The 21,010-nt window shown below is 63.2% G+C and carries 15 protein-coding genes; 7 read left to right on the top strand and 8 right to left on the bottom strand.

From position 1 onward, the window contains the following. Nucleotides 1–29: 29 nt before the first annotated feature. Nucleotides 30–821, bottom strand: coding sequence for a crotonase/enoyl-CoA hydratase family protein (locus tag JOH52_RS12260; RefSeq protein ID WP_017266180.1), 792 nt, complete (start codon nucleotides 819–821; stop codon nucleotides 30–32). Between the two features lie 84 nt (nucleotides 822–905). Here JOH52_RS12260 and JOH52_RS12265 point away from each other — a divergent pair, with 84 nt between their 5' ends. Beyond that, nucleotides 906–1,502, top strand: coding sequence for a TetR/AcrR family transcriptional regulator (locus JOH52_RS12265; RefSeq protein ID WP_003534197.1), 597 nt, complete (start codon nucleotides 906–908; stop codon nucleotides 1,500–1,502). After that, nucleotides 1,499–1,861: a glyoxalase superfamily protein gene (locus JOH52_RS12270; protein WP_003534198.1), complete on the top strand. Its 363-nt coding sequence runs from the start codon at nucleotides 1,499–1,501 to the stop codon at nucleotides 1,859–1,861. The genes JOH52_RS12265 and JOH52_RS12270 overlap by 4 nt, the downstream gene beginning before the upstream one ends. A gap of 258 nt (nucleotides 1,862–2,119) precedes the next feature. Here the strand turns inward: JOH52_RS12270 and JOH52_RS12275 are convergent, their stop codons facing one another. Beyond that, nucleotides 2,120–3,403, bottom strand: coding sequence for a cystathionine gamma-synthase family protein (locus JOH52_RS12275; protein ID WP_003534205.1), 1,284 nt, complete (start codon nucleotides 3,401–3,403; stop codon nucleotides 2,120–2,122). 236 nt (nucleotides 3,404–3,639) lie between these two features. Here JOH52_RS12275 and JOH52_RS12280 point away from each other — a divergent pair, with 236 nt between their 5' ends. Beyond that, nucleotides 3,640–5,319 (top strand): alpha/beta hydrolase, encoded by a 1,680-nt coding sequence (locus JOH52_RS12280; RefSeq protein WP_010969825.1) that lies wholly within the window; start codon nucleotides 3,640–3,642, stop codon nucleotides 5,317–5,319. A gap of 228 nt (nucleotides 5,320–5,547) precedes the next feature. On the opposite strand, the gene JOH52_RS12285 is transcribed toward JOH52_RS12280, so the two are convergent. Next, on the bottom strand, nucleotides 5,548–6,393 hold the full coding sequence (locus JOH52_RS12285) for a LysR family transcriptional regulator (RefSeq protein ID WP_010969824.1): 846 nt from the start codon (nucleotides 6,391–6,393) through the stop codon (nucleotides 5,548–5,550). Between the two features lie 122 nt (nucleotides 6,394–6,515). Here JOH52_RS12285 and JOH52_RS12290 point away from each other — a divergent pair, with 122 nt between their 5' ends. The 3 genes from JOH52_RS12290 (at nucleotide 6,516) to JOH52_RS12300 (ending at nucleotide 13,035) form a co-directional block, all read left to right on the top strand. Continuing rightward, nucleotides 6,516–8,963, top strand: a complete 2,448-nt coding sequence (locus tag JOH52_RS12290; RefSeq protein ID WP_017266242.1) for a GcvT family protein — start codon at nucleotides 6,516–6,518, stop codon at nucleotides 8,961–8,963. Beyond that, on the top strand, nucleotides 8,960–11,407 hold the full coding sequence (locus JOH52_RS12295) for a GcvT family protein (RefSeq protein WP_014529243.1): 2,448 nt from the start codon (nucleotides 8,960–8,962) through the stop codon (nucleotides 11,405–11,407). The genes JOH52_RS12290 and JOH52_RS12295 overlap by 4 nt, the downstream gene beginning before the upstream one ends. A gap of 83 nt (nucleotides 11,408–11,490) precedes the next feature. Beyond that, on the top strand, nucleotides 11,491–13,035 hold the full coding sequence (locus tag JOH52_RS12300) for a trimethylamine methyltransferase family protein (RefSeq protein ID WP_013844661.1): 1,545 nt from the start codon (nucleotides 11,491–11,493) through the stop codon (nucleotides 13,033–13,035). Between the two features lie 211 nt (nucleotides 13,036–13,246). Here the strand turns inward: JOH52_RS12300 and JOH52_RS12305 are convergent, their stop codons facing one another. The 4 genes from JOH52_RS12305 to JOH52_RS12320 all read right to left on the bottom strand — a co-directional run bounded on the left by JOH52_RS12305 (nucleotide 13,247) and on the right by JOH52_RS12320 (nucleotide 17,946). Further along, on the bottom strand, nucleotides 13,247–13,768 hold the full coding sequence (locus JOH52_RS12305; protein ID WP_010969820.1) for a hypothetical protein: 522 nt from the start codon (nucleotides 13,766–13,768) through the stop codon (nucleotides 13,247–13,249). 106 nt (nucleotides 13,769–13,874) lie between these two features. Further along, nucleotides 13,875–15,008, bottom strand: coding sequence for an ABC transporter substrate-binding protein (locus tag JOH52_RS12310; RefSeq protein ID WP_010969819.1), 1,134 nt, complete (start codon nucleotides 15,006–15,008; stop codon nucleotides 13,875–13,877). Nucleotides 15,009–15,010: 2 nt separating this feature from the next. Next, nucleotides 15,011–15,742: a siderophore-iron reductase FhuF gene (gene fhuF / locus JOH52_RS12315; RefSeq protein ID WP_010969818.1), complete on the bottom strand. Its 732-nt coding sequence runs from the start codon at nucleotides 15,740–15,742 to the stop codon at nucleotides 15,011–15,013. Between the two features lie 29 nt (nucleotides 15,743–15,771). Next, entirely contained in the window at nucleotides 15,772–17,946 is a 2,175-nt protein-coding gene (locus JOH52_RS12320; RefSeq protein ID WP_010969817.1) for a TonB-dependent siderophore receptor, read from the bottom strand. Nucleotides 17,947–18,266: 320 nt separating this feature from the next. Between JOH52_RS12320 and JOH52_RS12325 the strand changes: the two genes are divergently transcribed. Beyond that, the gene (locus JOH52_RS12325; RefSeq protein ID WP_003537933.1) at nucleotides 18,267–19,430 is read left to right on the top strand and encodes an IS4-like element ISRm16 family transposase; all 1,164 of its coding nucleotides are present in this window, start codon (nucleotides 18,267–18,269) and stop codon (nucleotides 19,428–19,430) included. Nucleotides 19,431–19,556: 126 nt separating this feature from the next. On the opposite strand, the gene JOH52_RS12330 is transcribed toward JOH52_RS12325, so the two are convergent. After that, nucleotides 19,557–20,984 (bottom strand): gamma-aminobutyraldehyde dehydrogenase, encoded by a 1,428-nt coding sequence (locus JOH52_RS12330; RefSeq protein WP_003534222.1) that lies wholly within the window; start codon nucleotides 20,982–20,984, stop codon nucleotides 19,557–19,559. Between the last annotated feature and the right edge of the window lie 26 nt (nucleotides 20,985–21,010).

A 21,010-nucleotide genomic window follows, 5' to 3' on the forward strand; every position in this document is an offset into this window, starting at 1 on the left:
CCGGAGCCGGGTTGTTTTGAAGAACCGGATCAGCGCCCGGCATAGCGTGGCTCTCGCCGCTCTTTCCAGGCGGCAAGCCCTTCCTTGAGATCATGGCTCGGAACCATCCGTGCGAATTGCTCGCTTTCGCACAGCAGACCTTCTCCGATCGCCATGTTGAGGCCACGCGTCACGGCGGTGATGATGGCGGCGGTGGCAAGAGGCGAATGGCGAATGGTGCGACCCGCAAGCGCTCGGGCCGAGGCGATCAGTTGCTCATGCGGCACGACGGCATTGACGAGCCCCATGTCCAGCGCGCGCTGGGGCGAGAACGCATCCCCGGTCAGAAGCAGCTCGAGCGCACGCTTCCGACCCGCCAGGCGAGGCAGTCTCTGAGTGCCCCCGAATGTCGGCGGCATGGCAAGCTTGATTTCCGGCTTGGCAAAGCGCGCCCGCTCGCTCGCGATCGCGAGGTGCACCGCTTCGGTCACCTCGCAGCCGCCACCATAGGCGAGACCGTTGACGGCAGCGATCACAGGCTTCGGAAAGGCCTCCAGGCGGTGCGTGAGCTGTTGGCCCCGCCGGACAAAATCGCGGGTGGCAGCGTTCACGCCCTTGGCCACGCTGCCGGAAAATTCGTGGATGTCGCCGCCTGCGGAAAAGGCGCGATCGCCGGCGACGGTGAGGATGACCGCCTGCACCGTCTCGTCGATCTCGATACGGTCGAGAAGGGCTAAAAGCCGATCGATCAGTTCGTAGTTGAGCGCATTCAGCTTTTCGGGCCGGTTGAGGGTCAGGAGGGCGATGCCGGCCGAAATTTCGATGAGAACCGTGTCGGACATGAATTGTCTCCCATCATGTATTGACGAGCGGAGGCTAAGTCGGCGACACAGGAATGTATATTCACTAGTCGGTATACATGGCTCATGACGACGGCACCGAACACACGCGAACGCATCGTTTCCGCCGCTTCCAAGCTGTTCTATGCCGAAGGGATCCGCGCCGTCGGTGTGGACGCAGTCGCCGAGGCGGCCGGCGTGACGAAGCGAACGCTCTATTATCACTTCAAAAGCAAGGACGACCTGATTGCCGCCTATCTCGAAGGGCGTGATCAGCCGAACCTCAAGCTCTTCCAGAAATGGTTCAGCGAAGCCGAGGGCGGCGTGGCATCGAGGGTCGAGGGCATCTTCTTCAATCTCGCCCGCGCCGCCCGACATCCGAAATGGAAGGGCTGCGGCTTCCTGCGCACCTCCGCCGAACTCGCCAGCATGCCGGGGCACCCGGCGATCCGTATCGGCGCCGCGCATAAGAAAAAATTCGAGGACTGGCTCCGGCAGGCGTTCGAGGCGGAAGGGATCGTGGAGGCGGAAGAGCTCGCGCGGCAGGTCCTGTTGCTCCTCGACGGCAGCTTCGCCGTCGTTCTGCTCCACCGTGATCCGAGCTATATGGAGACGGCGGGTGCGGCGGCGGCCTCGCTCGTCAAGCTGGCGCTGTCGGAGCGGACAATCGGGAGGGTCAAATGACTGTACGACGCATCGTGCCAAATCTTCAGGTGTCCGATCCGCTTCAGGCGCATCGGTTCTATGCGGACCTGCTCGGCATGGAGGTGGTGATGGATCACGGCTGGATCGTCACATTTGCGGCGGTAGGCCGCACCGCCATGCCGCAGGTGAGCTTCGCCACCGAAGGCGGGTCCGGAACGCCGGTCCCGGCGCTCTCGATCGAGGTGGATGACGTGGACGAAACCTATCGCCGCGCCGCGGCCGCGGGTGTGGAGATCGTCTACGATATCACCGACGAAAGCTGGGGCGTGCGCCGGTTCTTTCTGCGCGATCCGTTCGGCAATATCGTCAACGTCCTTTCGCACCGGCCGAGGACTTAGAGCGGGACGGGGAAATTGCGTGCGGTTTTCCTTCCGCATCCCGCGTCACAACCAATTAGAATCGGTCACGTTCGGAACCGGTTGCTTCCTTCCTCATCCCTGTGCTCGTCACAGGGATCCAGCAGCGCCGCGTCTGCGGCGCGGGAAGAGTCCTTTCACCCCAAGGACTTGGGCTGACTGGATTCCTGTGACGAGCACAGGAATGAGGTTCAAGCCCTTGCCATACCGCGACAGACGAGGGGCCAAAGCCCTGACGCCTCAGATCATCGTCAGCGCGTTCGCGACGTCGGCGACGAGATCGTCCGGATGCTCGATGCCGATCGACAGGCGGATCGTGGATTCGAGCACGCCGATCCGGGCGCGGACCTCGATCGGCACGCCGGAATGCGTCATCGCCGCCGGGTGGCTAGCGAGCGATTCCGTACCGCCGAGGCTGACGGCGAGCTTGAAGATCTGCAGTGCGTTGAGGAAGCGGAATGCCGCCTCCTGGCCGCCGGCGATGTCGAAGGAGAAGGTCGATCCCGCCCCGGTGCATTGCGTGGCGAATACACGGCCGACCGGCGTGTCCGCGTCGTGGAACGGCAGATAGTGGATTCGCTCGACCTTGGGATGGTCGCGCAGGAATTCGGCGACGATGCGGGCGTTGTCGTTTGCCTTTTCCATACGCACAGACAGGGTTTCGAGCGAGCGGCCGATCATCCAGCAGGAATGCGGGTCGAGCTGCGTGCCGATCGAGCCGCGCAGGGCCTTCACCTGCCTGATCAGCGCCTTGGAGCCGAGAACGGCGCCGGCGATCAGGTCGGAATGGCCGCCGACATATTTGGTCAGCGAATAAAGGGAAAGGTCCGCCCCGTGTTCGATCGGGTGCTGAAAGACGGGGCCGAGCAGGGTGTTGTCGCAGGCGACGATCGGCCGATGCGCCTGTCTTTCTCCGATCCTTTCGGCAATGCGGCGGACCAACGCGACGTCGACAAGGCTGTTGGTGGGATTGGCCGGCGTCTCTATCAGGATCACGGAGACCCGTCCCTTACTCATCGCCTCTTCAGCCGCGGCATTGACGGCCGCCTCGTCTGTACCGTCGGCAAAGCCGACGGCGGAGACGCCCAGATTGAGGAAGGTCTTGGCGAGCAACGTTTCGGTGCCGCCGTAAAGCGGCTGCGAATGCAGGATGGAATCGCCCGGCCGCACGAAGGCGAGAAGCGTGGTGGCGATCGCCGACATGCCGGAGGAAAAGAGCGCGCCGGCTTCCGCTCGTTCGAAAATGGCGAGCCGGTCTTCGACGATCTCGCTGTTCGGGTGATTGAAGCGGGAATAGACGAGCCCGGCACCCACGCCAGCGGGCGGTTCGCGCCGCCCGGAGACGAAGTCGAAGAAGTCGCGGCCCTCCTCGGCGGAGTGGAAGACGAAAGTCGAGGTGAGAAAGATCGGCGGTTTGACAGCACCCTCCGAGAGCTCGGGGTCGTAACCATAATTCAGCATCAGCGTTTCGGGATGCAGTTTGTGGTTGCCGATATGGGTCTTGGAAGGGTGCGGCGCGGTCATGGGTTTTTCTCCTTGGCGCAGGCAGACTCTACTACCGGCTTGAATATACCAAACGTCTGCGCACGATCCTTGCTATTTGCGATCACTTCGTTTTGATGCCCGCAATCTCTTGCCGGTGCAAAGAACCTCTCCAGTGCCTCCGCTGCACGTTTTTGTCCTTTGCAGCAGGCTCGCGGGAATTGACTGCGCGCCCGCGGAAAGCGACATTGCCGCCAGCGCCCGAAGTGGAGTCCGCCATGGAACACGTTCAGCAGACGGACCTGCCAAGACCGGTGTACCGTCACATCTCCACCTTCCTGCGTTCGTTTTCCACAAGCGGCCTCCTCGTCGGCATTCTGTTCTTTGCAGTTTCGCTGACGCCAAGTCTGATACCCAGGCCCTATCTCATTCAGGCCGTGATCTCCGGATTTTCTCTTGCGGCCGGCTACGCGGCCGGTGTGTCTCTGCGCTGGCTCTGGTCCTTCTTCGAACTCCCCGAGCCGACGGTGCGGCGCGCGCGAACATTGAAGATCGCCGCTGCGATCGTCTCGATAGCGGCTGCGGCCGTATTCCTGTGGCAGGCGGCGCATTGGCAAAACACGGTTCGGCACATCATGGGCCTTGAGCCCATCGAGAGCGCCGAGCCGGTCAAGCTCGGTCTGATAGCCGTGCTCATGTTCATCGCCCTGGTCCTCCTGGCGCGGCTGTTCCGGCTGACCTTTCGCGTGCTTTCCCGATGGCTGCAATATTTCCTCACGCGGCCGATCGCCAATGCTCTCGGCGGGCTGGTGGCGCTCGCGCTGTTCTGGTCCGCTGCGAACGGCGTGATCTTCAAGTTCGCGCTTCGTGCCGCAGACAGTTCTTTCCAGCAACTCGATGCGCTTATGGATCCCGAGATCGCACCGCCTGCCGACCTCGCCAGGACGGGGAGCGGCGCGTCGCTCGTGCACTGGGACGAGCTTGGGCGCCAGGGGCGGCAGTTCATCGCGTCCGGACCGACCGGCGCTGACATCGGCGCCTTCTTCGGGGCTGCAGCCCCTGATCCCGTGCGTGTCTATGTCGGACTGAATTCCGCCGAGACCGCGCGGGAGCGGGCGAAGCTGGCGCTGGAGGAGCTGAAGCGTGCCGGGGGCTTCGAGCGCAAGTCACTGATTGTCGTCGTGCCGACCGGCACCGGCTGGATCGACCCCGAGGCGCTCGACACGGTCGAATATCTGCTTCACGGCGACGTCGCGAGCGTGGCCGTGCAATATTCCTATCTCACCAGCTGGCTCTCCCTGCTGGTCGAGCCGGGCTACGGCGCCGACGCGGCCGACGCCCTCTTCGACGCGGTCTATGGCTACTGGACGACGCTGCCCAGGGATCGTCGGCCCAAGCTCTACCTGCACGGCCTGAGTCTTGGCGCGATGAATTCGCAAGGATCGGTCGATCTCTTCGACGTCATCAGCGATCCCTTCCAGGGCGCGCTCTGGAGCGGACCGCCGTTTCCGAGCGCGCTCTGGCGTTCGGTGACGGCCGACCGCGTCGCCGGCTCGAGCGCCTGGCTTCCGCGCTATCGCGACAGCTCCGCCATCCGCTTCACCAGCCAGGAGAATGCGCTCGACATTCCCGGTGCGCATTGGGGCGCGATGCGGATCGTCTATCTGCAATATGCCAGCGATCCGGTGACCTTTTTCGATCCCCATTCCTTCTACCGGGAGCCGGACTGGATGAAGCCCCCGCGGGGGCCGGACGTTTCGCCGGCGCTGAACTGGTTTCCCGTGGTCACGGGGCTGCAGCTGCTTGCCGACATGGCATTGGCGACGACCTCGCCGATGGGCTACGGCCATGTCTACGCACCGGAACATTACATCGACGCCTGGATGGCGGTCACCGATCCGCAGGGGATTACGGCCGAGGATGTCACGCGGTTGAAGGCGCGATTCTCCGTGCGGTAGGTGCACGTCAGCCCCTCGAACCGGGTGGTACCCCGGGGTTTGCCCCTCACCCTAACCCTCTCCCCGCAAGCGGGGCGAGGGGACGAGTTCGCTTGGGATCCGTTGAGGCCGAAGCGCCGCACAACGGTGTCCCCTCTCCCCGCAGGCGGGGAGAGGGTTAGGGTGAGGGGCAGGCTTGGGTTCAGACCGGGTTGATTGTCAACCTGGTTGAACCTTCTCCACGGGACCCTACAGACCGACCAATAGTCCCTCCATTGCGCCGATGATCTTGCGGTGCTGATGGGCATGGCGGGTGCGGAGACTCGTTGCCGCATAGACGGTCTGAGGGATGACCGGCGCGTCGGCCACGACGGCAACGCGGTCGGAGAGCCGATCGGCTGTCGCCTGCGTCACGTAAGCGGCGCCGCCGAGCGTGCGCAACAGGTCCGTGACGGCCATGTTCTGGCCGGCGGCAAGCGAAGCGCCCGAAAGGTGCGGAAGTGCCAGGCGGTGCGCCCGGTCGAAGGCCGGCGAGTAACTCGAACGGATATAGGTTTCGGGCTTCACCCCGGCCATCTCAGGAGCATCGGTGGTGACCAGCACGTAATGCAGTTCACCGATCCGTTCATAGTGAAGGTCGGGCAGGAAATGCGGTGTGTAGAGGATCGCGAGATCGAGCTCCCCGGCGGCGAGATCGCGGTTCATCTGGTTCGAATAATCCGCCTCCATATAGATCTCGGTGGTCGGCAGATCGCGGCGGATCGCAGCCACCCAGCGGCCGGCAATGGTCTCGGCCAGGTCGTGCTGAATTCCGAGCCGCATCGAACGTTCCAGAGCGCCGGCACTCGCTACTGCACGGGTCGCTTCATGCCACTGATTCTGCAAGGCTTTCGCATAATCCAGAAAGCGCAGTCCCGCGGCGGTCGGAAGGGTTCCGCCCTTGTTGCGGGTGAAGAGCTTGCGGCTGAACTGCGTCTCCAGGGCCTTCACCCTATGGGAAACCGTGGATTGCGTGATGTTGAGCCGCTCGGCCGTCCGGTTGAAGCTGCGCGTTTCCATCAGGTCAAGAAAGGTTTCGATCAGGTCCACCTGCATTTGTGTCGCTCCTTGCTCCTACCGGGCAATCTAATCGAATTCTTCGATCAATAAAGCTCAATCGCCGCGCTTGATGGCATCAGGCTTCCCCGTCAAAAATCGCCGTAACAGAGGGAGCCAGCATGTCGAATTTGCCGTCTCACGCGCGCGTCGTGATCATTGGTGGGGGAGCCGTCGGTGCCTCCTCGCTGTACCATCTTGCCAAGGCCGGTTGGACCGACTGCGTGCTTCTTGAAAAGAACGAGCTCACGGCCGGCTCCACCTGGCATGCGGCCGGCAACGTGCCGACCTTCTCCTCATCCTGGTCGATCATGAACATGCAGCGCTATTCGGCCTCGCTCTATCGCGACCTGGGTGCGCTCGTCGATTACCCGATGAACTATCATGTGACGGGCTCCATCCGCCTCGGCCATTCGAAGGAGCGGCTGCAGGAGTTCAAGCGCGTCGTCGGCATGGGCCGCTACCAGGGCATGGACCTCGATATCCTGACGCCCGGGGAAATGCGCAGCCGCTATCCCTTCCTCGAAACGCATGACCTGACGGGCGCGCTTTACGATCCCTATGACGGCGACATCGATCCGGCGCAGCTGACCCAGGCGCTCGCCAAGGGCGCGCGCGACATGGGCGCGAAGATCATCCGCTTCTGTCCCGTGACCGGTGCCCGGCGCGAAAGGGATGAATGGGTGGTCGAGACGGCGCAGGGCGAAATCCGCTGCGAATATGTCGTCAACGCCGCTGGCTACTACGCCCGCGAGGTCGGGAAGATGTTCGGCCGCGACGTGCCGATGATGGTGATGAGTCATCAGTACATTCTTTTCGACGAGATCCCGGAGCTTGCCGCCTGGTCGAAGGAGGTTGGGCACAAGCTGCCGCTCCTTCGCGATGTCGACTCCTCCTATTATCTCCGGCAGGAGAAATACGGCATGAATCTCGGGCCATACGAGAAGAACTGCCGCGCTCATTGGGCAACACCGGATGACCCGATGCCGGAGGACTTCTCCTTCCAGCTCTTCCCGGACGATCTCGAAAGGCTGGAATGGTATCTGAACGATGCGGTCGAGCGCGTGCCGATCCTGGGAACGGCAGGTCTTTCGCGCGTCATCAACGGACCGATCCCCTATGCGCCGGACGGCAATCCGCTGATCGGGCCCATGCCCGGCGTGCCGAACGCCTTCGAAGCCTGCGTCTTTACCTTTGGCATCTGTCAGGCCGGCGGGGCGGGCAAGGTGCTCGCCGAATGGGTGACCGAGGGCCGGACCGAATGGGACATGTGGTCCTGCGACCCGCGCCGCTACACGGACTATACCGACCAGGACTATTGCATCGCCAAGGGCATGGAGATCTACGGCCACGAATATGCAATGCATTTCCCGAAGCACTACTGGCCTGCCGGGCGCGGCAGGAAGCTCTCGCCGATCCATGATCGCATTGCGGCGCTCGGCGCTCAGTTCAAGCCCTATAACGGCTGGGAACGCGCCATGTGGTACGCGAAACCGGGCGACGACACGTCAGAGGCTGCGACGCAGACCTGGGGAAGGGAAGGCCCTTGGGCGAAGCGGATCGAGGAGGAGTGTCTCGCCGTGCGCGATGCTGCAGGCATTCTCGACCTGCCGGGCTTCTCGCGCTTCCGGCTGAAAGGCGAGGGCGCGCGCGAGTGGCTCTCCGGCCTCATCACCGGCCGCGTACCGAAGCCCGGCCGCATCGGGCTGGCCTATTTCGCCGACGACAAGGGCCGCATCCTCACCGAAATGTCCGTCATGGCGATCGAGGAGGATTTCTTCTTCCTGATCACCGCGGCGACGGCGCAGTGGCATGATTTCGAGTGGCTGCGGAAGCATCGCCCGGCGGACGCCGCCTTCACGCTTGACGACGTGACGGTGAAATTCGCCTGCCAGATCCTGACGGGGCCGAAATCGCGCGCGATCCTGGCCGAGGTCTCGGATGCCGACCTTGCGAAGGGGTGGCTGACGCATCAGACGGCGCAGATCGCCGGCCGCTATTGCCAGCTTGTGCGGGTCTCCTTCGCCGGCGAACTCGGCTGGGAGATCCACACGAAAGTGGAGGATACCGCCGCGGTCTTCGATGCCGTCTGGGACGCCGGGCAGAAGCACGGCCTCAAGCCCTTCGGCATGGAGGCGCTCGACAGTCTGCGCATCGAGAAGGGCTACCGCGCCTGGAAGGGCGATCTTTCCACCGATTACACGGTTTTGCAGGGCGGGCTCGAACGCTTCGTCGACTGGGCGAAGCCGGATTTCAAGGGCAAGGCGGCGCTGGAGCGTGAGAAGCAGCAGGGCGTCGCGAAGCGCTTCGTGACGCTGACGGTCGAGGCCGGCGACTGCGACGCGCCCTACATGTCGACGCTCTGGTCGGGCGGCGAGGTCGTCGGCGAGACCACGTCCGGAAACTGGGGCTACCGTACCGGCAAGTCGATCGCACTCGGCATGCTGCGCGCCGATCTGGCCGTTCCCGGCCAGGAGGTCGAGGTGGAGATTTTCGGCGACCGCTTCAAGGCTATCGTCCAGCCGGACCAGCCGCTCTGGGATCCCTCGAATGAAAGACTGAAGGCATGACGAAGCCCATTCCCGCAAAAGCGCGTGTCGTCATCATCGGCGGTGGCGTTTCCGGCTGCTCGGTCGCCTATCACCTGGCGAAGCTCGGCTGGACCGATGTGGTCCTGCTCGAGCGCAAGCAGTTGACCTGCGGCACGACATGGCATGCGGCCGGTTTGATCGGCCAGCTGCGCGCGTCGCAGAACATGACACGGCTCGCGAAATACTCGGCCGATCTTTACGTGAAGCTCGAGGCGGAAACCGGCATCGCCACCGGCATGCGCCAGAACGGCTCGATCACCGTCGCACTGACGGAAGAGCGCAAGGAAGAGATCTACCGGCAGGCCTCGCTGGCGCGCGCCTTCAACGTCGATGTACGCGAGGTCACGCCCGACGAGGTCAAGGAGCTTTACCCACACCTCAACGTTTCCGACGTGAAGGCGGCGGTCCACCTGCCGCTCGACGGCCAGTGTGATCCGGCCAACATCGCCATGGCGCTTGCCAAGGGTGCGCGGCAGAACGGCGCGACGATCGTCGAGGGCGTGAAAGTCACCTCGGTCCTGAAGAAGGACGGCCGAATAACCGGCGTCACCTGCGAGCAGAACGGCGAGAGCTTCACGATCGAGACGGAGAATGTCGTCAACTGCGCCGGCATGTGGGGCAGGGAGCTTGCCCGGCAATCCGGCGTCACCGTGCCGCTGCACGCCTGCGAGCACTTCTATATCGTCACCGAGGCGATACCTGGTCTCAGCCGCCTGCCGGTGCTGCGCGTGCCCGACGAGTGCACCTACTACAAGGAAGATGCCGGCAAGATGCTGATCGGCGCCTTCGAGCTCAAGGCGAAGCCGTGGGGCATGGAAGGCATCCGCGAGGATTTCTGTTTCGACCAGCTGCCGGAGGACTTCGACCATTTCGCCCCGATCCTCGAAATGGCCGTCAACCGCATGCCGATGCTGGAGACGGCCGGCATCCACACCTTCTTCAACGGCCCGGAAAGCTTCACGCCCGACGACCGTTACTATCTGGGCGAGGCGCCGGAACTCAAGGGCTACTGGGTGGCAGCCGGCTACAATTCGATCGGGATCGTCTCCTCGGGAGGCGCCGGCATGTCGCTGGCGCAGTGGATGAACGACGGCGAGCCGCCCTTCGATCTCTGGGAGGTCGATATCCGCCGGGCGCAGCCCTTCCAGAAGAACCGTTCCTACCTGAAGGAACGGGTCAGCGAAACGCTGGGTCTGCTTTACGCCGATCATTTTCCCTATCGCCAGATTGCGACCGCCCGCGGCGTTCGCCGCTCGCCGATCCACGAACAACTGAAGGCGCGCGGAGCCGTTTTCGGTGAGGTCGCCGGATGGGAGCGGGCAAACTGGTTCGCAAGGGACGGCCAGGAGCGCGAATACCGCTATTCGTGGAAACGGCAGAACTGGTTCGAAAACCAGCGGGAAGAGCATCTCGCCGTCCGCAGCGGGGTTGGCCTTTTCGACATGACCTCCTTCGGCAAGATCCGCGTCGAAGGCCGCGATGCGCAGGCTTTCCTGCAGCGGCTTTGCGCCAATGAGATGAATGTCGACCCCGGCCGTGTTGTCTACACCCAGATGCTGAACGCCCGCGGCGGCATCGAGAGCGACCTGACCGTCACGCGGCTTTCGCAGACCGCCTTCTTCCTCGTCGTGCCGGGGGCCACGCTGCAGCGCGATCTTGCCTGGCTGCGAAAACATGTGCGCGACGAGTTCGTGGTGATCACCGACGTCACCGCTGCTGAAAGCGTGCTCTGCGTCATGGGGCCAAGGGCACGCGAGCTCATGCAGAAGGTGAGCCCGAACGATTTCTCCAACGAGGCGCACCCCTTCGCCACCGCCCGCGAGATCGAGATCGGGATGGGCCTCGCCCGCGCCCACCGCGTCACCTATGTCGGCGAACTCGGGTGGGAGCTTTACGTCTCCACCGACCAGGCGGCGCATGTGTTCGAGACGCTGGAACTGGCGGGGGCCGATGTCGGGCTGAAGCTCTGTGGACTTCATACGCTCGATAGCTGCCGGATCGAGAAAGCCTTCCGGCATTTCGGCCACGATATCACCGACGAGGATCATGTGCTCGAAGCGGGGCTAGGCTTTGCGGTGAAGCCCGGAAAAGGCGAGTTCATCGGACGTGAGGCGGTGCTTGCAAAGCGCGACAACGGACTTTCGCGCCGGCTGGTGCAGTTCCGGCTTTCCGATCCGGAGCCGTTGCTCTTCCACAACGAAGCGATCGTGCGCGACGGAGAGATCGTCGGCACGATCACCTCGGGCAATTACGGCCACCATCTCGGGGGTGCGATAGGGCTCGGCTATGTGGCGTGCAAGGGTGAAAGCGACGCCGATGTGCTGGCTTCGGCCTACGAGATCGAAATCGCCGGAACGCGGGTCAAGGCCGAGGCTTCGCTGAAGCCGATGTACGACCCGAAGGCGGAGCGGGTGCGGGCCTGAAAAAGACTGCCCCTCATCCTCGCGCTAAACCCGAGGAGAGTGGCAAAGAACAAGACGACGACAGCGCCATTGGGAGATGAATGATGGCTGAGGAATGCGCAGTTGCGGGTTCGAGACGGTCCGGCGGACGGGCGGCGCGCGTTGCGCTTCGTTCGTCGCCGCTTGCCGAAAACATCCGCCCCGTCCGTCCGGGCCTTTCCGGCGGACAGTACAAGCCGCTGACGGAGGCCAACGTCAGACGGATTCACGAGGCGGCGCTCGATGCGCTGGAACAGATCGGCCTTGCCAACGCGCCGCAATCCGGCGTCGAGATCATGACCGGCGCCGGGGCCATCCTCGGCGAGGATGGACGACTCCGCTTCCCGCGTGCACTGGTCGAGGACATGCTGGCCATCGCCGCGCGCGACATCACCCTTTACGCGCGTGATCCGAAACAGGATCTCGAACTCAGCGGCACGCGCGTCTATTACGGTACGGCCGGCGCGGCGGTGCACGTGGTCGACGTCGAGAAGCGCGAATACCGCGAATCGACCGCCAAGGACCTCCTGAATGCGGCGCAGCTCGTCCATCACCTGGACAATGTCCATTTCTTCCAGCGAGCCATGGTCTGCCGGGACGTTTCCGACAATTTCCTGATGGACATCAACACGCTCTATGCCTGCTGCGCCGGAACGACGAAGCATGTCGGGACGAGCTTCTCCGATCCCTCGCATGTGGAGGGCTGCTTCGATCTCATCCACATGATCGCGGGCGGCGAGGACAAGTGGCGGGCGCGGCCCTTCGTTTCGAACTCGAACTGCTTCGTCGTGCCGCCGATGAAATTCGCCGAGGAAAGCTGCATCACCATGGAGAAGTGCATCCGTGGCGGCATGCCCGTCCTGCTGCTATCCGCCGGACAGGCGGGGGCGACTGCCCCGGCGCCGCTCGCGACCGCCATCGTGCAGGCGGTTGCCGAGTGCCTTGCAGGCGTCGTCTACGTCAATGCGCTTTCGCCCGGCCATCCAGCCGTCTTCGGCACCTGGCCGTTCGTCTCCGATCTGAGGACCGGCGCCATGTCCGGCGGCTCCGGCGAACAGGCATTGCTGACGGCCGGCTGCGCGCAGATGCACCAATTCTATCGCCTGCCTGGCGGCGCCGCCGCCGGCATCGCGGATGCGAAGCTTCCCGACATGCAGGCCGGCTGGGAACAGGCGATCTCCAACGTGATGGCTGGGCTCTCTGGGCTCAACATGGTGTACGAGGCGGTCGGCATGCATGCATCGCTCCTCGGCTTCTGCCTGGAGTCGCTGGTGCTCGGAGACGACTTGCTGGGCCAGGTGCAGCGCTGCATCCGCGGCATCGATGTCACCGAGGATTCGGTTTCGCTCGAAACCATGCGTTCGGTCTGCCTCGACGGCCCCGGCCACTATCTCGGCCATCCGCAGACGCTCGGCCTGATGCAGACGGAATATATCTATCCGGCGGTCGCCGACCGTACGAGCCCGAAGGAATGGGTCGAGATCGGCCGGCCGGATCTCGTCGCCCGCGCCATCGAGAGGAAGAACCGCATCCTCGCCGATGCCGCTCCGTCGCTGATCGCGACGGAGGTCGACCGGGCGATACGGGAGCGGTTCGGGATCTATTGCTGAGACGATTGTTCATGCGTTTAGTGGCAGCGATTTGCCCCCTCTCCTCGGGTTTAACCCGAGGACTAGCCCTCTCCCCGCAGGCGGGGAGAGGGGACGACCTCCAGCAGCGGTGAGGTGGAATGGGTCGGCGCCGCGCGTCCCTTCGCCCCGCTTGCGGGGAGGAGGTGCCGGCAGGCGGATGAGGGGCGGATGCAGGCGAGACCGTCGTAAATCACCGTCGGCTCGAGCCCCTGACCTCGCTCACCCTAAAGCTCCATTTCGGAGCGGTCGGCGCTTCATCCGGTCGGAAGGGAAAGGTGAGGAACGTCTCGAACGGGCGGCTCTGGCCGCCCGGCACTCTCAGCAGGATGAGCGCGGTGTCGTCACCGATGTGCCTGCAGGCGTCCTGCGGGCAATCCTCGAGCGTTACGGTCAAGCGGAAATATTCGAGCGCCAAGTCCGACGCATTGGCGGCAGTGCCGCGAACGCGATAGCTGCGCCTCGTCTGGCTTGGCTCGACAGTCATATTCTCGAGCACGATATCGTCGGCGGTGAGCCCGGTTTCAGGCTGGTCCGGAGCAGGCGCTGGGATCTCGTCCGGAGCACTCTCGTTCAGCCAGACGAGGAAGGCGGCGCTGAGGGCGAGCGCGACCGCAATCGAAAGAACCGGTTCGATCCAGCTGCGGAAGCGACCGTAACGAGCCGCGAGATACACGATCGCCAAGCCCAACGGTAACGCAATCAGCCATGCCATGAAGATCCTCCTGGGAGAACCTTATATAGGGACGCGCGGCGCTGGCAATCGTTCGCGCCTGCCTCGACCCTTCTGCCTCGCAGAGGCCGCAACACTCAGCCGAAGCTCATTTCTTCAAGCTTATCCAATAGGAACCTTCGAAAGGTACCGCCGCGAAACGCCGGTTGATCTCGGCGAGCGTGGCGGCGGGATCGACATCGGGGAAGAGATCGGGGCGCAGCCACGAGGCGAAGGCCTCCGCCGCGACGATGTTCAGCGGAACGGCGTTGAAAAAATTCCAGAGGCCGTGGACACGCCCGTTGCGAACGGCGGCTATGCTCGCCATCACCGGCTTGTCCACGGATTCGGTCAGGGTCGTTTCCGCCTCTTCCGCCGTGACGCCGGGGCCGATCGAAAAGCCGCTGTATTTGCCGCCGGGCGACGAGGTGGCGATATAGACATCCGGATTCTCGGCCATCACCGCTTCCGCGTTCATCATGCCGCCCGGACGCGGCAATGCGCCCTCGGCGATGTTGCGGCTGCCGGTGATGGCGATGAACTCGCCGAGGCCGCCGACCCCATAGGCCCAGCAGCAACGGTCGGGCGCCGGGAAAGCTTCCATGAGAACTTTCGGCCCCGGCTCGGAACTCCCGGCAACGCGCTCGCGGATCCGGGCAAGACGCTCCTCGTAGAAGCGGGCGAAGTCTTCCGCCTGTTCTTCTCTCTCGAAGACCTTGCCGAGGAGACGCATGTTGTCCGGCGTGTTCTTGAGCACCTCGTTGTTGAAGTCGACGACGATGACCGGCACGCCGGTGCTTTCGAGATATTCCATCGCGCGCCGGCCCGCCTCGGTGTCCGCCTGCCAGTTGGCGAGGACGGCAAGATCGGCCTTGAGCGTCAGGATGGTCTCGAAGGAGAGCCCGGGGCCGCTTCCGTCGTCGATCAGCGGCACATCGGCGAGCTTCGGGAACTTGCGCAGATAGCTCTCGTATATCTCGGGATTGTCGGCCTTCATGTCGCCGGACCAGCCGGCGAGAAGGCTTACCGGGTCCGGATGAATGAGCGAAAGGGCCACGAGATTGAAGCCCGTGCCGAGCAGTACCGCTTTGGGCGGTGCGGGGATCGTAACCTGTCGTCCGACGGCATCGGTGACCGTCATCGGCCATTGTGCCTGCGCCAGAGCGACGAGCGGCGAGAAGGCGATCGCCAGGAAGGCAAGGACGCGAACGAGGCTTCGGCGGCAGAGCAGCAGACGAGACAAGGCTATTGTTTCCTTTGGCTTGGAAGGGCGCAGAGGCTGCCGCAGCTCGGGATGCCCGGGAGGAGATATCTCAGGCAGCAGATCTTGCGCCGGCAGACGCGCGTCCCGTCCTCTTCCTCCTGGCGCAGACAGTCGAAGAAAGGATTGGGAGCGCCGTTGGGCATCAGCCGGCGACCGACCATCGCATCGGCCTGGTCGCTCATGGGGTCGGTCCCGGCGGTTCGAAGCGCATAATCGATGTAAACGGCGGCATTGTTCCAGGCGAGCCTGGGCGATATGCCGCCAACCGCCTTGAGATGCGGCACTACTTTGGCAAGGTGCTCGTCCATGAGCGAGCCGATCAGGGCGAAGATGTCACGCCCGTCATCGTCGCGCCACTGACCTGCAGTCGCGACCCCGAAGGCGCGCGGCAGCCCGTCGTCGGAGAGCGCCACCGTCATCTGGTCGAAATCCGCCGGCAGCGCCTGGTGGTCCAGCACCCGGGCGACGACATAGGGGATGGTCAGGGCGGAGAAATAATAGAGCGACCACATGGAGGCCACGGCGCGGCGGTCCGTGCCGCCGGAGGCCCCGGCATAGTGCGAGAGCGTCCGGTCGAAGGCGCCGGAGGCGAAGAAGTCGGACAGCGGAATGCCGTCGGAAAGATTCTCCGACAGCATCATCTTCTCGTTGCACCAGGCATGCGGTCCCGCAAAGGCCGCCGACAGACCTTTCGGCTCGTCGATTACCGCCATGCTTTCATGCCGGGCTGTTGTCATGTCGCTTACCAGTTATAGCGCAGCGAGCCGATAACGGTGCGGCCCTGATCGCGATGGCAGTAGCCGGCGGTGCACACGGCCTCGCGGCGGTCGAACAGATTGGTGGCATTCACCTGCAGATGCAGACCCTCGTATTTCTGGTCGATCGCTGCGAAGTCGTAGCCGACGGAAGCATCGAAGAGAACACGCGAACTATTCTTGAAGGTGTTCTGGTCGTTACCGTAACTTGATCCTACGAAACGCGCGCCCCCACCCAGGCTGAATCCGTAAAAAGGACCATCCTCCGGCAATGTATAATGGGCCCAAATCGACGCCATGTGCTGTGGAGCGGAAGAGACATAATTTCCAATCGTTCCCGAAGGACCCTGAATGATCTTCACATCGGTATAGGCGTAAGAAGCTATCAGCGAAATGCCGTTGTCAAGGCTGGTGTTCGCTTCGATCTCAAAGCCGCGCGAACGCAGTTTTCCGCGCTGTACCTGGATAGCGGTATCGCCGGACGCTTCGAGGTAGAGGCCATTCTTCTGGTCGATGTTGAAAAGCGCGGCGGTGATCAGCGTGTTGCTGTTCGGCAGGAGGTATTTGACGCCGATTTCCTGCTGCTCGCTTTCGGTCGGCTTGAAGGGCTGGTTCGTTTCCTTGTTGATGCCGGCATTAGGCGCGAACGCCGTCGAGTAGCTGATATAGGGAGCAAGGCCGAAATCGGTCTGATAGGTAAGCCCTATGCGGCCGGAGAACTCCTTGTCCTTCTGCGAGACCGTCGTCAGCGAGTCGGTGGCGAGATCCATGGTATCCGTGTCGGTGGACACCCAATCGTACCGGCCGCCCACCGTCAACGTCCAGGCGTCGTAACGGATCTGGTCCTGAAGATAGGTACCGAGCTGCCACTGGTCCTGGACGGTGCGCGTGTTGAAATCGATCGCATCGACCGGGCGGCCCTGAGTCGGATTCTTCGTGTCGAGCGGCGGCGACACGCCGCGCCCGTCGAGTGCTCGGAAACGCAGCTTCGTATAATCCACGCCGGCAAGCAGCGTATGCTCGAGTGCGCCCGTATCGAATTTGGCTTCGAGCTGGTTGTCGATCACGAATGCGGTCAGCCGCTCGTCATATGTGCCTGCGCTGCTGTCGAGCAATGTCGGATCGGCAGCGTTCGGCGCATAGGCAAAGGCCCAGTCCGCGTCGATGTTCAGAGTGGACACGCGCGCGTTCTGGCGGAAGACAAAGGTGTCGTTCAGCCGGTGCTCGAACTCATAGCCGACACGCCCCTGCTTCTGTACCGAGTCGTTGAAGTCAGGATTGCCGGCAAATATGTCGGTTGCTTCGCCGGTGAGCGGGTCGTTGTAATAAGTTGCCGTGCCCCCCGAATTGGTGCGCGAATACTCGCCGAGAACGGTCAGCTTCGTGTCTTCGTCCGGCTTCCAGGTGAAGGCCGGCGCGATATAGGCACGGTCGTCTGCGAGGCCAACCTGTTCGGTGTCGGCATCGCGCAACAAACCGGTCAGGCGGTAATAGACAGGGTCGTTCTCATTCACTGGACCTGAAAAGTCGAACTGGCCCTGATATCGGTCGTGGCTGCCATATTGAACCTGCACCTCTCTGAGCGTGTCCTCAGTCGGCCGCTTGGTGATGAGGTTGTAAAGGCCGCCCGCTCCGGTTGCGCCGTAAAGGGCAGAGGAGGGGCCGCGCAGGATCGAAACGCCTTCCAACCCGTAGGGCTCGTTCTTGAAGATCGAGTCCACGGCGGCCGGTTGGCGCAGATTGTCACGGAATACGCCGCTATAGGTCACGTCGAAACCGCGGACGAAGAACGCATCGAAACGGGGATCGAAGCCGTAGGCTCCGACGCGCGTGCCGGGCGTATAGGCGAGCGTCTCCAGCAGCGTCTGCGGATTGCGATCCTTCAACTGCTGTTCGGTCACCGTCGAGATCGACTGCGGTGTCTCCAGGAATGGGGTGTCAATCTTCGCTCCCGTGGCGCTGCTGGTTCCGACATAGCCCTCGGCGGTGATGACCCCGCCGCTGCCGTTGACCACCAATGTTTCGAGGGCGGTGGAGTCGCCATTGGAAACGGTCTCCTGCTCTGCTTCCTGCGCCTGTGCGGTAGCGACGAGGGCAAGGGCCGACGTGCCGGCGAGGGCAAGGCGGATCAACGGCAGGCGGAGGGCGGACTTCGAGGGCATGCGACGCAACCTTAAACATTATATTTGATAAGGTGAGCTAATCACTCATGATTATGCTGAACGCAAGCCGTTTTCATGACTTTTTAAGTCATGTTCACAATGTTGTGGGAAATGTGCAACAGCAACGTGCGGGTGCGTGCGTCGGAGCGCGCTTTTGCCCCTCTCCTCGGGTTAACCCGAGGACTAACCCTCTCCCCGCGAGCGGCAGGGCTGTCCGGGGAAAGTTCCGGGTGAATCGAAATGTCGCAGGCGCATGCCCCGTCAGACGGCGTTTTTCCGTCTATTTTCTGGTTGTCGAGACTCAGAAAAGGAGACGGAGCATGCGGTTCACCCCTAGCATTTTCGCCCAGCTGCTGAAAGCGATTGATCGCCGCAGCTTTCAGGCGATTGTGGATCGTCATGCCGGGGATGCCTACGACAAGTGCTTTACCAGCTGGGATCATCTGGTGGCACTGATCTATGCCCAGTTGAGCGCCACGACCAGCCTGCGCGGGTTGGAGGCGAGCTTCAACGCCAACAGTCAGCATCATTACCATCTCGGCAGTGGCCGGCTGATGCGCTCGACGCTGTCGGACGCCAACCGCCGCCGCCCGGTCGCCGTCTTCGCCGAGACCTTCGCGCTTCTGGCCGGTCAGCTCGACCGGCAGACGCGCCGGGAGGGCACCAAGATGCTGCGGCTGATCGATTCGACCCCGATCCCGCTGGGTAAGCTGTACGATTGGGCCAAGTCGAACGGCCGCATCCGCGGCATGAAGCTGCATGTCGTCTATGATCCCAAGGCCGATTGTCCAGGCATCCTCGACATCACCGACGCCAACGTCAACGACGCCCAGATCGGCCGCACGATCACCATCGAAAAGGGCGCAACCTATGTCTTCGACAAGGGCTACTGCCATTACGGCTGGTGGACGGCGATCGCCGAAGCCGGCGCCAGTTTCGTCACCCGGCCGAAGACCAACATGGGACTGGCTTTGGTCGCTGAACGCCCCGTTGAGCAACCTCAAGGCGATGGCTTCCTGGTCCTCGAAGACAGCCAGGTCAGCCTCGCCAGCAAGGGCGATTCCAAGCTGCCGATCGGCTTGCGCCGGGTAATCGTCAAGCGCCAGGACGGCGATACGATCACGCTTCTGACCAACGACCTCGAGCGCTCCGCCGTCGAGATCGGCCAGCTCTATAAGGATCGCTGGCAGATCGAGCTTCTGTTCCGCTGGATCAAACAGCACCTCAAGATCCGCAAGTTCCTCGGCAACAACGACAACGCCATCCGCCTGCAGATCTTCGCCGCGATGATCGCCTATGCACTGTTGCGCATCGCCGCCCGCCTCGCCCGCGTCCCTCTACCGATCCTGCGCTTCACCGACCTCGTCACCCAGTGCCTGTTCCAGCGCAAAAGCATCGCCGAAATCCACAAGCCGCCGCAGGTCAATCCAAGCCGACCAAAACCCCGGACCATCCCAAACCAAATGGTCTTCCGCTATGCATGAATTTTCCCCGGACAGCCCTGCGCGAGCGGGGCGAGGGAACGAGTGCGAGGCTGCCGCGACTTCCCCTTCGCCCCGCCTGCGGGGAGAAGGTGGCCGGCAGGCCGGATGAGGGCTTCGCCGGCAAATTCAGCCGTGATTGATCATGATGTGCCGGACGGCGGTGTAGTCCTCCAGCGCATAGACCGACATGTCCTTGCCATAGCCGGACTGTTTGATGCCGCCATGCGGCATTTCGTTGGTCAGCATGAAATGTGTGTTGATCCAGGTGCAGCCATATTGGAGGCGGGACGCGGCCCTCATCGCCTTGCTGATGTCCTTCGTCCAGACCGATGAGGCGAGGCCGTAATCGCTGTCGTTCGCCCAGGCCACGGCATCGTCCTTGCCGGTGAAGCGCGTGACGGAGACGACCGGGCCGAAGACTTCGCGGCGGACGATCTCGTCCTCCTGAGTGGCGCCCGCGACGACCGTCGGCTGGAAGAAGAAGCCTTCGTCGCTGCCCGTGCGGCCGCCGGTGGTGATCTCGATGTGCTTCTGGTCGGCGGCCCTTTCGACGAAGCTTGCCACGCGGTCGCGCTGGCGCCTAGAGATCAGCGGACCGATCTCGTTTTCAGTGTCGTCGTCGAGATTGTAGCGGATTGTGGAGACCGCCGAGGTGAGGTCGGCGACGAGTTTCTCGTAGATGCCGGCTTCGGCATAGATGCGGCAGGCGGCGGTACAGTCCTGCCCGGCATTGTAGTAGCCGAAGGTGCGGATTCCGTTGACGACCGCCTCGAGGTCGGCGTCGCCATAGACGATGACCGGCGCCTTGCCGCCGAGCTCGAGATGGGTGCGCTTTACCGTCTTGGCGGCGGCCGCGAGCACCTTCTTGCCGGTGGCGATGTCGCCGGTGATCGATACCATGCCGACCTTCGGATGGTTGATCAGCGCGTTGCCGACGGTCTCGCCGCGGCCGGTGATGACGTTGACGACGCCTTCGGGGAGAATGTCGGCGATGAGCCGCGCAAGTTTCAGCGCCGTCAGCGGCGTCTGTTCGGATGGCTTGAAGACAACGGTGTTGCCGCCGCCGATCGCCGGCGCCAGCTTCCAGGCCATCATCATCAGGGGATAGTTCCACGGCGCGATCGAGCCGACGATGCCGATCGGATCGCGGCGGATCATCGACGTGTGGCCCGGCAGATATTCGCCCGCCGCCGGTGCATGCAGATTGCGCACCGCACCGGCGAAGAAGCGCCAGCAATCGATGATCGCAGGCAGCTCGTCGTTCTTCACCGCATTGATCGGCTTGCCGCAGTTCAGCGCCTCAAGGGCGGCGAATTCGTCGGCTTCTTTCTCGATCGCATCGGCGATCTTCAAAAGGGCGTTGGAGCGTTCGGCCGGCGTCGTCTGCGACCAGCCGACGAAGGCGCGCTCGGCAGCGTCGACGGCTGCGTCGATCTGCGCGTGGGAGGCCTCGGCGAGGTCGATGATCCCGGCGCCCGTCCGCGGATTGAGGATGTGTTCCTCGGCCTCGGTTCCGGCTTCGAAGCGCGATCCGATCAAGAGCTGGGTGTCCATGTCTGTTCTCCCTTCAAGTGCGAAAT

This window comes from Sinorhizobium meliloti (assembly GCF_017876815.1).
Lineage (GTDB): Bacteria > Pseudomonadota > Alphaproteobacteria > Rhizobiales > Rhizobiaceae > Sinorhizobium > Sinorhizobium meliloti.